This window comes from Corynebacterium sp. c3Ub_189 (genome assembly GCF_039907195.1).
GTDB lineage: Bacteria > Actinomycetota > Actinomycetes > Mycobacteriales > Mycobacteriaceae > Corynebacterium.
On the sequence record NZ_JASBOF010000001.1, the window covers coordinates 103,717 to 116,418 of the forward strand.

A 12,702-nucleotide genomic window follows, 5' to 3' on the forward strand; every position below is an offset into this window, starting at 1 on the left:
AGGGCGGCTTTGTCGTTTTCGCTGGCTAGTACTCCACACGCAGGTCCGCTAGGCGAACTTCGCCGGCCTCATCGGAGGCGTCGAGATCTACCGTAGCGACGAACTGGTAGGCATGGTCGCCGTCGGGGTCCTTGATGATCTGGCGCACGGACCACGCACGCGAGTCAGTATCGCCTAGGCGGAAGAACTCTGGGCCGCGGGCCTCGGGGCCGGAATCGATGTCATCATACTCATCGAAGTAATCGTCCAGGATCGCGCCGAAGTCCGGCACCTCGTCCAAGTAATCAAGCAGCTCCGCCAAGCGGTCTTCCTTTTCCAAAGCAAAGAGTTGTACCAAGCGGAACATGTAGTTGCGCACCATGATGGTAAAGGCGCGGCGGTTGGCCGTGAGCGCGGTGGGGTCCTTCACGCCAAAGGCCAGCTCGCGGTCCACCGTGTCTTGGTCGATGGGGGAGTCTTCGCCGGCCATTTGCGCCCATTCGTCGACAAGCGAGGAATCCACCTGGCGGATAAGCTCTCCCAGCCAGACAACGATGTCCTCGAGCTCCGGAGTGTTGTACTCATCGGGAATGGATTGCTTCAGGGTACGCCAGGCGTCGGTCAGGTAGCGCAAAATCACGCCCTCGGAGCGGGCCAAGCCGTAGGTTGCGACCAGATCGGAGAAGGTCATCGCGTTCTCGAGCATGTCGCGCACCACGGACTTGGGCCGCAGCTCAAACTCCTTGACCCACGCATTGGTCTCAGCGAAAGTATCGTAGGCCTGCTCCAATAGCTCTTCGAGCGGCTTCGGCCAGGTGATGTCTTCTACGATATTCATGCGGTCGGTATAGTCCACCCCGTCCGCTTTCAGCGCGGCAATTTCTTCGCCGCGGCGCTGCTTCTGCTGGGCGATGAGCACCTGGCGTGGGTCATCCAGAATGGCCTCGAACACGGAAATGACGTCCAGGTTATAAGTCTCCGCCTCCGGATCCAGCAGCGAGAGCGCCGCCAGCGCGAATGGACCCAGTGGCTGGTTGAGCGCAAAGTCACGCGGCAGCTCTCGTACCAAATGGTAGGGACGGCCGTAGATATCCAATCCCTTGGTCGATTTTTGTACCACGCCGGAATCCACTAGCCCGCGGAAGAGATCGATAGCGGTGAGAATGTCCTTATTCTGTTTGCTGCGATTATCGTGATTGTCTCGCAGCAGGTGGCGCATGTGGTCATAGCCATTGCCATGGCGTGCCAAGACGTTGAGCAGCATGGAATTAGAAACGCGGAACTGAGAGGTAAGCTGTTCCGGTTCCGCCTCAGTAAGACGCGCGAAGGTCTTCTCGGACCAGGACACCTCGCCTTCGCGAGCGGACTTCTTCTTCAGCTTCTTCAAGCGCTTGGGGTCGTCGCCGATGCGGCGGCGCTCCTTGGCATTTTCAATCTCGTGCTCGGGGGCCTCGACCACCACAGTGCCCTCGGTGTCATAGCCGGCGCGGCCGGCGCGGCCGGCAATCTGGTGGAATTCGCGCGACTTGAGGATGCGTTGGCGCTGGCCGTCGAACTTGGCAAGCCCAGTCATCAGCACGGTGCGGATGGGCACGTTAATGCCCACCCCCAAGGTATCGGTGCCGCAAATGACCTTAAGCAGGCCCTTTTGTGCCAAGCGCTCTACTAAACGGCGGTATTTGGGCAGCATTCCCGCGTGGTGAATGCCGATTCCCTTGCGCAGGAGCTTGGACAAATCTTTGCCAAAGGCAGTGGTGAAGCGGAAACCACCGATTTCCTGGGCAATCGCTTCCTTTTCTTCTTTAGTGATGATCCCCGATAGAGAGGTGAGCGCCTGGGCGCGCTCGGCCGCTTCACGCTGCGAGAAGTGCACCACGTAGATGGGAGCCTTCTTATCGGCCAAGAGCTCCTCGATGGTCTCGTGCACCGCGCTAAAGACATAGGAAAAGTCCAGTGGGACGGGACGCGTAGTGCCGGCGACGAGGTTGGTGGCGCGGCCGGTGCGGCGGGTGAGATCTTCTTCTAGCCACTGAGTATCGCCCAAAGTGGCGGACATGAGCAGGAACTGCGCCTTGGACAACTCTAGCAACGGCACCTGCCAGGCCCATCCGCGATCTGGTTCGGAGTAGTAGTGGAACTCGTCCATCACTACCTGGTCGATATTGGCCTCGGAGCCATCGCGCAGCGCAATATTGGCCACAATCTCGGCGGTGGCGGCGATGATGGGGGCATTGCCGTTAACGGTGGCGTCGCCAGTCATCATGCCCACATTCTCGGCGCCGAAGATATCGCAGAGGGCAAAGAATTTCTCGCTCACAAGCGCCTTAATCGGCGCGGTATAGAAACTGCGCTGGCCACGAGCTAGGGCGATGAAGTGTGCAGCATTAGCCACCATGGACTTTCCTGAGCCAGTAGGCGTAGCGAGGATGACATTATCGCCGGCCAAAATGCCGAGCGAGGCTTCCTCCTGAGCCGGGTACAAATTAATACCCCGGCTGGTGGTCCACGAGGTAAAGGTATCCCAGATCGCCTCGTCAACGAGGGACTCGGGTACTTCCGTCAAATCTGGCAGCAGCTGAGATAAGTTCACCCCCACCACCTTAGCGGCGATGGGGGCGGGTTAGTTAGATATCGTCACCTAAGTCGCCCTCACCCGAAGCAGAATCAGGGCCATCCTTCCCTTCATCGGACCTCGAGCCTTCTTCCTTGGTGGAATCTTCGCGGTCATCGATCTCGGTATTGATGATCTGCTGGCTTTCTTCTTCATCCAAGGAAGCCAAAAATGCCTGGAATTCCTCGCTGATTTCCTCACCGGTAGGCATAGGCTCCTCGCCGGGCATGATCGCCTGCGGATGCTCCTTGCGGTAGCGCTCCATATAAGCGTCATACTGTTGCTCGAGTTGTTGGACTACGCCTTCAATCTCCTCCGAGCCACCAACTTGCTCCTCCAGTTGGTTTTCCACGCGAGAAATATCGGCCTCAATGCTGCCCAAAGGAATATTGAGGCGCGCCGCCCGAGCCACCGAATCCAGCAACTGGAACGTGGCCTGCGGATAAGGCGAAGCTGCCAGATAATGCGGCACGTGGACGGTATATCCAGCCACCGTGCGGTGCTTATCCGCTAGAGCCTTTTCCAGATACAGCGCGGCGGAGCCTGGGACCATCATGGTGGAATCCATCGAGAGCATGTGCTCAGTCAAGCGGGAGGAGGCGCCATGGGCCGTAACCACCGTGGGGCGGGTATGCGGCACCGGCATCGGCGCGGCATAGAGCATAATAGTGTCTTCGATATTGAACTTTTCCACCAGCTTCACCACGGCGGTAGTAAACGCCTCCCAGCGCATGTCTGGTTCAGGGCCAGACAGCAGTAGGAAGGTCTTGCCGGAATTATCGCGCAGGACCTTAATGCCAAGATCCATGGACTCGATTTCCAGCGCCCGATCCTTATCAATCGTGATGGCTGGGCGGCGCGAGCGGTAATCAATCAGCTCATCAGAGTTAAATGACGCCAGCTGACGGCCTTCCAAAGCGGCTTTCAGGTGGTCAGCACTTGCCTCAATGGCCTGGCCAGCGTCAGCATAGCCGTGCATGGCAACAATCATGGTGGGGCCTTGTCCGTCACCGGAATCATCCCTAATCACCGGAGCCGGATATTCCAGCTCATACATGCGGCGATCTTCTTCGTGCATGTTGTGTTACCTCCTTGCTTTCTTACCTACCCCAACGCCGCGTGCGTGCTTACTATTCCCGCGCGCACTGCGAGGTTAAATAAACAATTGTGCCCCAAACCGCTGCGCATTGCCAGCGCAATCCCGGGCGGGGTGTGGAAAGCCGCTTGCCGACGCCCCCTTCACCCCACCTATCCACAGATCCCCACCACCTAGCCCCTGGTGGCCTATGCAGAGTTGCGCGCATGGTTGAAGCTGGGGCCATGGACATCACAACACCAACTCAGCCCATCCGTACGCCCGGCGATATCCTCGCCAATATCCCAGGAATCCTCGGATTCTTTCCCACTGAATCAGTGATCCTCATCTCCATCCAGCCCAGCCCACGCGGATACAGCATTGGGCCAGTAGCCCGCCTCGATCTGTACGATGTGCCTGGTGCCCTGCACGAGGTGATGGAGGCGTTTCATTGCGGAAATCCCGACATCATTTTCTGCTTCGTCCTCTCTCAGCGCGAGGAAGGAGAGCTCTGGGATATTCTGCAGTCTCTTTACCATTTCCACGACCGAACAGGTATGGGCATCGATGCCTGCTGGCTGGCCGAAGAACTATCCACCGGTACCTCCTATGACCTCATCTTTGGCCACGCCACAGAAAGCGGCGAGGGCCCGCTCCAGAATTGGATGGAAGGAACCATACCCGCCATCTCGACGAGCCACACGATGCGCGCCTGCGTGAATAATGGCATGCTTCCGGAACTTAGCCGTCATGACTTGGTCCAGCGCTTTAAGGACCCGAACCCATACTTTGGGGAAGAAGAGATTAGGGCCATGGAGCGATGCGCCGAAGAGATTGCCCGCCAATTGCGCGCCGGGCACGGATACGGCACGACAGAACCAGTGCAGGTGGTCAAGCACCTCATTGCCGATGTGCGCTATGTGCTCAGCGAGGTCGAATCGCTGGAGGAAACCCTAGAAAATGAAGAATTGTTGTGTGTGGCAGCCATGTGGATGTCTACCACCTGGACCCGCGACCTAGTCATTACGGAGCTCGTCTCCGCGCCGCAGGAAGCAGGAGACCTGTTATTGGCGGTAGCGCGTACATTCCAGGGGTCTATTCGCTATAACGCCCTAGCTTTGTATGCTGCTAGCCAGGTGTCTCACGAATTCGGAATTTATGCCGGTCCGGCGCTTTCCGTAGTAGTAGAGGAGGCGCCCCATCACAATTTGGGGCGCCTCATAGCGCAGGGATATCGCAGCGGCATGGGAAAGCGGTTGGTCTCCAGCCTATGCCATGGTTGCGAGCTAGCCCGCGAAGCGGCGGGGCTCCGCGTTGACAGCCCCGCCTAACGCGCGCGGTGTCTAGGACCGCTTTGCCGAATGTGCTTTATCGCCAAGCTGTCGGGTGAAGTTCCACGCGTCGGTGACTATGGTTTCCAGGTCCGTGCGGGTGGGATTCCACCCGAGCTCCCGCTGAATCTTCTCAGAGGAAGCGATGAGCGTAGCTGGGTCGCCCGCGCGGCGCGGGGCCACCTCAGCCGGAATATCGTGGCCGGTGACCTTGCGACACATCTCGATGACTTGCTTGACGGAGTAACCATCGCCAGAACCCAAGTTGTAAATGCGGTGGGTGCCAGGTTCATTGGACTCGAGAGCAAGCACGTGGGCGTCAGCTAGATCGCGGATATGGATGTAGTCACGCACTGGGGTGCCGTCTGCGGTATCCCAGTCATCACCGAACATGAAAATCTTATCCCGGTGGCCCAAAGCAACCTGCAACACGATGGGGATGAGGTGGGTTTCTACCTCGCGGTTTTCGCCAATATTTCCGTAGGCGCCAGCCACATTGAAATAGCGCAGCGAGGTAGCGCCTAGGCCGTAGGCGTGGGCAAAGGACGTGATCATGTAGTCGATGGCCAGCTTGGTCGCACCATACGGATTGGTGGGCTGGGTTGGCATGTCTTCCGTAATCGGGACCTGGTCGGGCTCACCGTAGGTTGCAGCGGTGGAGGAAAAGACGAGGTTTTTGACGTCGTTATCCCGCATGACATTAAGCAGCGTCAGGGTAGTAACGACGTTGTGCTGCCAGTACTCATCTGGTTTTTCCACGGATTCGCCCACCAAGGAGCGCGCAGCGAAGTGAATGACGCCTTCGAAGCCACCTTCGCCCAGGACATCGGCAGCCTTGTCCGCGACGTCGCCCTCGATGACGCGGGCGGCTTTCGGAACGGCCTCGCGATTGCCGGTGGAGAAATTATCAATAATGGTTACGTCATGGCCCTGTTCGACCAATACAGCAGCGCAAACGCTGCCTACATAGCCCGCGCCACCTGTGACGAGAAGCTTCATGGGTTATACCTCCACGCGCACTGCGTGCGCCAAATCGTCGGAAAGCACGACGCTTCTGCCTTCCGGTGTCGACAGTGTAATCGTGCCGCTGTTATTGACCACAGACACCTTGGCGCCCACTCGGATTCCAGCATCGGTGAGTTCTTGGAAGGTGCCATCATCAACCTGCAGGATTTCATTGACCTGGATGACGGTCGCAGAGACCTGCTCGCCATTGGGGAGATCGACCGCGCGGGTACCCTGATCCGGCTGTGGAACATCGAAGCCAAGTGCAGATAGCGCCGGAATAGGATTGCCAAAGGGCGACCGCGTCGGATCATCGAGAACAGCGACCATGCGCTTTTCCACCTCTTCGCTCATCACATGCTCCCACCGGCAGGCCTCGTCGTGGACCTTGGCAATGTCGAGCCCCAGGACGTCGGTAAGCAAACGCTCTGCCAAACGGTGCTTGCGCATGACTGCGGTTGCTAAGTCGCGGCCCTTGTCCGTGAGATCCAAACTGCGGTCGGTGCGCACGTGCAAAAGGCCATCGCGCTCCATGCGAGCCACGGTCTGAGAAACCGTTGGCCCGGACTGCTCCAAACGCTCCGCAATGCGGGCGCGCAGGGGAGTGATGCCTTCTTCCTCTAGCTCGTAGATGGTCCGCAGATACATCTCCGTTGTATCAACTAGGTCCCTCACGTGGGCATACCTTTCTGTGTGAATACGGTTACGCGGCTATTGTCCCGCCCAAGAACGGGAAAGCGCTTTCTAGACTCTGCAGTCCAGATTAGCCTACCCAAGGCTTGGTTCGCCGCTAAGAACCAAGCCGATGCCTTATCAACGCCAAACCCCGAGCCCATGGCGGTACGTTGCCAAATGGGCCCGGGGAGAGGATGTGTTGCCGAATGCGGTAGGCGTGGATTACAAAGCGTACTCGCGCAGGCGATCGGCGCGATTGCCATCGCGCAGCTTTGCCATAACTTCGCGCTCAATCTGGCGTACACGCTCGCGCGAAAGACCGAAGCGGCGACCAATCTGATCCAAGGTGCGCGGAACACCATCATCGAGGCCATAACGCAGGCGGATGACATCCTGCTCGCGCTTTTCCAAGGTGTCAATCACACCGCGGATATCAGAGTGGCGCATAGATGCGACGACCGCAGTTTCAGCATCGGTAGCTTCTGCATCTTCAATGAAATCGCCCAAAGGAGCTTCTTCATCGGTGCCTACCGGCATATCGAGAGAGACCGGATCACGTGACTGGCGCAGCAGCATTTCAATCTTGTTCTCGTCAATACCGGATTCTTCCGAAAGTTCCTCGTTAGTAGCTTCGCGGCCCAAGGATTGATACATCTCGCGCTTAATGCGGGAAAGCTTGTTAACCTGCTCAACCAAGTGGACTGGGAGGCGAATGGTGCGGGACTGGTCAGCCATGCCGCGGGTAATCGCCTGACGGATCCACCAAGTGGCATAAGTGGAGAACTTGAAGCCCTTGGCGTAATCGAACTTCTCCATTGCGCGGATAAGGCCTAGGTTGCCCTCTTGGATGAGATCCAGCAGTGGCATACCGCGGCCGGTGTAGCGCTTTGCCAGCGAGACGACGAGGCGCAGGTTGGCTTCGAGCAGGTGGGAGCGTGCCTTCTTGCCTTCGCGGGCGAGGATCTTAAGGTCGCGCTTTTCTGCGCGGGTGAGCTTTTCTGCGTTATTGAGCTTGTACTCCGCGTACAGTCCAACCTCGATGGCCTGAGCGAGTTCTACCTCATCTTCCGCGCTGAGCAGTGCGGTCTTGCCGATGCCGTTGAGATAAACGCGGACGAGATCGGCTGAAGGATTATCGTTGGTTTGGTTGCGGCGAGATCCGCGGTCTACTTCCTGTTCTTCATCAGTAGTGGCACTTGAAGTGCCCTTGGCGGTGGTGGCAGATGTCTTCGTCATAGTGAAGCCTCCTGAATTTGTCGCCGGTTTCACAAAGTACAACGGAGTCTTAAGCGATTTAGTTCCCGGTGCGGAGAGAAATATTAAAAACAGTTGTTCCCCGTGGTACAACTCCACCTTTTCGGGGGAGAGGTACCACGGGGAACGGTTACGAGCTGCGAATAGCTAGGAATGTGGAACTACTATCCACGCACCTGGACGAGGTAGCGGTAGATAGTCGGTTCAGATACGCCTAGGCGCGTCGCTGCCGCGGCGATTCCTCCTTTAAGGAGGAAAAATCCTGCATCCTCGAGGTCAGAAACCACCTCGAGGCGCTCTTCGCGCTGCATGCGAGGAACTGGCGTGCTCTGGTTAGAAATTGCGGAATTCAACATGGAATCTAGAAGGTTCTCCACGTTGGAGCGCAAAGATTCGCTGACTTCTTCCTTCTCCGGCTCCTCTTCCGCAGCCTCGTCTTCTGGGACCGGGTCTGGTACCGCAATGGGTCGCTGCGGCTGCTCCTCCGCGCCGGGGTAGCCGCCGAAAGCCTTTGACTTATCAAATGCGGGATCATCGGCGTTGCCGATAAGTGCGGCGGCAGCATCGCGAATGTGTACCAACTCGGAGACATCAACATTGATGCACAGCATGCCGCGCATATGGCCGGAGTCGTCGCGGATGAAGTAGCTTGAAGAGCGGCAAATCTTGCCTTCCGCATTGACGGCGCGGTAGCCGGTCATCATGGGGATTGCTGCGGCATCGCCTTGTTTCATAAACCACAGTGCGAAGTCGGTCACGGGGCCGCCTAGCTGCCGGCCGGAGATGTGGCCGTTGGCGATGGCCATGATGGATTTATCGGGAACGTCGAGATCGTGGAGTACGATTTCGGTGTTTGGGCCCATTGCCTTACCGAGGAATTCGACGAGGGGAATGTACTGCTCGAGGAAATTTTCTTCGGAGGCACTGCCGCTAGGGAAGTTCATTAGCTGAAGCATGTCCTTTAATTCCTGTCAGGTTATAGAGAAGATATCACACGGAAGCGAATAGGCGGAAGGGGGGAGTAGCGCCAAGAAAGCCGGATGAACACAAGCGGCTTAGCGCTGTGCTCACCCGGCTCATCGCTTCTTTACAGGGTGGTCTCTATCCACACACCGGAACTGGCGGGTGAACTGCTAGGGCCAGGCCACCTTGTGAGGTTTCCCTGTACTTGGCGTTCATATCCTTACCAGTCTTATACATGGTCCAGATGACTTCGTCCAAAGAAACGCATGGCTTGCTCTCGCGCTCCAGCGCCATGCGAGCGCTGGTGATGGAGTCAACGGCAGCGACAGCGTTGCGCTCAATGCAGGGTACCTGAACCTGTCCAAGGACTGGGTCACAGGTCAGGCCTAGCTTGTGCTCCATGCCAATCTCGGCTGCAATGCAAACCTGCTCTGGGGTAGCGCCCATGAGCTGGGCGAGACCGCCAGCAGCCATGGAGCACGCTACACCAACCTCACCCTGGCAGCCGACCTCAGCGCCAGAGATGGAAGCGTTCATCTTGTACAGGGAAGCAATCTGGTTGCAGGCGAAGATGTAATCAGCAAACATCTCGGTGGTAACGGGCTCAACGAACTTGTCGTAGTAAGCCAGTACTGCCGGGACAACGCCGCAGGCGCCGTTCGTAGGTGCGGTGACAACGCGGCCGCAGGATGCATTCTCTTCAGAGATAGCCAGTGCGAACATATTGACCCAGCTGAGGATGTTCAGACCATCGTGCGGTTCAGACTGCTCCAGGCGGCGCCTGAGGGCAGCGGCGCGGCGGGGGACAAGCAGGGAGCCTGGGAGTGGGCCATCAGTAGCGGAGCCGCGCTTGATGCCGGTGTACATGACATCGCGAACCTTGCGCAGGTGCTCGTTGACCTCTTCTTCGGAACGAAGTGCCAACTCATTGGCAAGGCCTAGCTCCGGGAGGGTCATGTTGTTCTTCTCGCATAGCTCGAGCATCTCTGCGGCGCTGGCGTACGGGAAGGGGATATCAACCTTGGCGTCTGTGCGCGTGGCAAAGTCTTCCTGCTTGACGATGAAACCGCCGCCGACCGAGTAGTAAGTCTTGTGCAGGATGTCTTCCTCGCCGGCGAAGGCGATAAGACACATGCCGTTCTCGTGCATCGGGAGGTACTCATCGTGGAAGTAGAAGCCGCCGTCCTTGGGGAATTCTACCTCGTGGGAGCCGCCCAGCATGAGCTTCTCGCTGCTGCGGACGTTCTTCATGAACTCGGAGATGCCGTCGATATCAACCGTCTCTGGCTCTTCACCAGCGAGGCCGAGGAGGATGGCCTTGTCGGTGGAGTGGCCGATGCCCGTGAGGGAGAGGGAGCCGTAGACATTTGCCTGAACTCGAGTGACCTTGTCAAAGAGGTCTTTTTCCTTGAGTTCGTCCACGAAAGCTTTGCCGGCTTTCATTGGGCCAAGGGTGTGTGAGCTTGAGGGGCCGATGCCAATCTTGAACATATCGAAGATGCTGATGAACATTGTTCTTTCCTTGAATCCTCTGCGATTTTCTCGTCTGCGGCGGTGCTTAGAAGGCCTGGACGATGGAGTAGATGATGGTTGCTAGGGCGACGAGGCCCATGAAGAAGACGAAGTAGTTGGAAGCCTTGCCCTTGTAGCGCTTCAGTGCCGGAACCTTGTGGATGGCGACCATTGGGATGATGAAGAGCATGATGGCAATCGTCGGGCCACACAGGGTTTCAATCATGCCCAGGATGGATGGGTCAGCCCAGGCGACGAGCCAAGCGGTGACCAGCATGAAGATGAGGGTGATGGTATCGAGCTTGTGGGCGGACTCTGCGTCGTCCTTGCTTGCGTTCTTGCTGCCCTTGATGACGAGACCCTCGAAGCCTTCGGCTGCGCCGAGGTAGTGGCCGAGGAAGGACTTAGCAACTGCAATCATGGCGATGATTGGGGCAATCCACTGGATAAGTGGGTTATCGAAGTGGTTGGCCAGGTAGGACAGGATGGTGATGTTTTGTGCCTTAGCGTCTGCCATGTCAGCCGGGGAGAGGCTCAGAGCGCAGGAGAAGACGAAGAACATGACCACGACGACCATGAGGATTTCTGCGCGGAGCAAGGTCTTGCGGGACTTGGCCTCGGCGAACTTGCCGTAGGTCTGGCGGCGGTCAACGGCGAAGGAGGAAATCATCGGGGAGTGGTTGAAGGAGAAGACCATAACCGGAACCAGCAGCATCAGGGTAACGCCCATGCTGTGGCCAGAAGCCTCGCGAGCAACGTTGAGGTCGAAGGAATCAAAGAGCGCGGTATTCCACTTCGGGATGAGGTAAAGGGAAAGTAGAACCAGGATGCCGATGAATGGGTAGACCAAGTAGGACATGACGTGAACTACGACGTCCTTGCCCATGCGGACGATTAGGATGAGGCCGCCCACCAGCAGTAGGGAGGTAAGCCAGCGGTCCGGCGGGGTGATTCCGAGCTGGTGCTCCAAGAAGGAGTTGACCGTGTTGGTGATGGTTACCGAGTAAACCAGCAGGATGGGGTAGACCGACAGGAAGTACAGGATGTTCATCAGAACGCCGGCCTTCTTGCCAAAGTGTTCCTCGACGACGTCCGTGAGGTCACCGTCTGGCTTGGAGCTAGAAAGTACCAAGCGGGTCATCCCGCGGTGAGCCCAGTAGGTCATGGGCAGTGCTACCACCGTCATGATGAGCAGCGGGATGATGCCGCCGATACCGGCGTTGATGGGGAGGAAGAGGACGCCGGCGCCGATTGCGGTGCCGAACAGGGAGAGCATCCATACGGTGTCTTCCTTATTCCACTTCGGTGCACCCTTCTGGCCATCAAACGGAGTGTCAATGCCAGGGGCTGGTGCGGATTCTTTGGAGGAGGGAGCTGCCTTGGAGGTCTTGAGGTCCTCAGGCATCTCAGCCTGGTTTTCTGGGTGCTGGGCTTTGTTGCGCCGCTTGATTGAGTGGGACATTTTCTTTCCTACATCTAGTTGGTCGGCCGAAGCGTTTGGGCTTCTGCAACCATGATTGAGAAAATCTTTCTCACTCAATTTTGCGTTTGTAGGACTTTGAGAAACTGTCTCTCATCCTGCATATCCAGCCCTTTTGCTTCGCTGTGCCTTCAGTATAGAACAAAATCTTGCAGAGTGATAATAAATTATTGCACTGCGAGTAGGGCATTTATCACTCTCTGAGGATTTGCATTCCGTAGCGCTTTATGGCTTGCTCGACACAAAATCTAAAAAAGTGGTTTAAGTCACGAAATCGTTTGTAAAAGGGCCTGCTTAACACGATTTTCAGTTCTCGTGGGGCGGAAATAGAGGGTGCGGGCTAGGTCTCTACTAAGACGGTGAAAGGTCCTTCGTTCACAGAGGAAACGCGCATTTTAGCCCCGAATTGGCCTGTTTCAACTGATACGCCGCGTTCCCTGAGGTTCGTAATAATCGCCGCGATGACCGGTTCGGCTTCGGGGCCTGGAGCGGCATCCGCCCACGAAGGGCGCCGCCCTTTGGCAGTGCGGCCGTACAAAGTAAATTGGCTCACCACAAGCACAGGCGCTCCGGCATCAATGACTGACACCTCGCCATCAAGAATGCGCAGTTCTGCAATCTTGCGTGCCATCTTCTCAGCGCGGGGACGCCAATCATCCATATCCTCGCGCGAGACCCCAATTAGAGCGAGAAGGCCACCGGTTTCGGGGCAATCGATGGCACCCACGGTTTCTCCATCGACGGTTACTGTGGCCTCCGATACCCGAGTCAAAACTGCGCGCATGGTTTACTTCTCCTTATATAACGAGTGGGGGGA

At 57.3% G+C, this 12,702-nt stretch carries 10 protein-coding genes; 1 reads left to right on the top strand and 9 read right to left on the bottom strand.

Going from position 1 to position 12,702, the window contains the following annotated elements; translation table 11 throughout:
* Nucleotides 1–25: 25 nt before the first annotated feature.
* Nucleotides 26–2,569: a DUF3516 domain-containing protein gene (locus QKD99_RS00500; protein ID WP_347950424.1), complete on the bottom strand. Its 2,544-nt coding sequence runs from the start codon at nucleotides 2,567–2,569 to the stop codon at nucleotides 26–28.
* A gap of 34 nt (nucleotides 2,570–2,603) precedes the next feature.
* Complete coding sequence (locus QKD99_RS00505; protein WP_347950425.1) at nucleotides 2,604–3,668, bottom strand: PAC2 family protein; 1,065 nt, start codon at nucleotides 3,666–3,668, stop codon at nucleotides 2,604–2,606.
* A gap of 224 nt (nucleotides 3,669–3,892) precedes the next feature.
* Between QKD99_RS00505 and QKD99_RS00510 the strand changes: the two genes are divergently transcribed.
* Nucleotides 3,893–4,996 carry a DUF4192 domain-containing protein gene (locus tag QKD99_RS00510; protein ID WP_347950426.1) on the top strand — a complete coding sequence of 368 codons (1,104 nt, stop codon included), beginning with the start codon at nucleotides 3,893–3,895 and terminating at the stop codon, nucleotides 4,994–4,996.
* 12 nt (nucleotides 4,997–5,008) lie between these two features.
* Here the strand turns inward: QKD99_RS00510 and galE are convergent, their stop codons facing one another.
* The 7 genes from galE to dtd all read right to left on the bottom strand — a co-directional run bounded on the left by galE (nucleotide 5,009) and on the right by dtd (nucleotide 12,669).
* Entirely contained in the window at nucleotides 5,009–5,995 is a 987-nt protein-coding gene (gene galE, locus QKD99_RS00515; RefSeq protein ID WP_347950427.1) for a UDP-glucose 4-epimerase GalE, read from the bottom strand.
* A gap of 3 nt (nucleotides 5,996–5,998) precedes the next feature.
* Nucleotides 5,999–6,676 carry a metal-dependent transcriptional regulator gene (locus tag QKD99_RS00520; RefSeq protein ID WP_239277554.1) on the bottom strand — a complete coding sequence of 226 codons (678 nt, stop codon included), beginning with the start codon at nucleotides 6,674–6,676 and terminating at the stop codon, nucleotides 5,999–6,001.
* A 222-nt stretch (nucleotides 6,677–6,898) separates the two neighbouring features.
* Nucleotides 6,899–7,912 (bottom strand): sigma-70 family RNA polymerase sigma factor, encoded by a 1,014-nt coding sequence (locus QKD99_RS00525; RefSeq protein ID WP_005325073.1) that lies wholly within the window; start codon nucleotides 7,910–7,912, stop codon nucleotides 6,899–6,901.
* 182 nt (nucleotides 7,913–8,094) lie between these two features.
* A complete protein-coding gene (locus QKD99_RS00530) occupies nucleotides 8,095–8,874 on the bottom strand; it encodes a helix-turn-helix transcriptional regulator (RefSeq protein WP_347950428.1) in 780 nt (259 codons plus the stop codon).
* Between the two features lie 157 nt (nucleotides 8,875–9,031).
* A complete protein-coding gene (locus tag QKD99_RS00535) occupies nucleotides 9,032–10,405 on the bottom strand; it encodes an L-serine ammonia-lyase (protein ID WP_294164720.1) in 1,374 nt (457 codons plus the stop codon).
* 46 nt (nucleotides 10,406–10,451) lie between these two features.
* Entirely contained in the window at nucleotides 10,452–11,867 is a 1,416-nt protein-coding gene (locus QKD99_RS00540) for an HAAAP family serine/threonine permease (protein WP_225746854.1), read from the bottom strand.
* Between the two features lie 358 nt (nucleotides 11,868–12,225).
* A complete protein-coding gene (gene dtd, locus QKD99_RS00545) occupies nucleotides 12,226–12,669 on the bottom strand; it encodes a D-aminoacyl-tRNA deacylase (protein ID WP_225746855.1) in 444 nt (147 codons plus the stop codon).
* Between the last annotated feature and the right edge of the window lie 33 nt (nucleotides 12,670–12,702).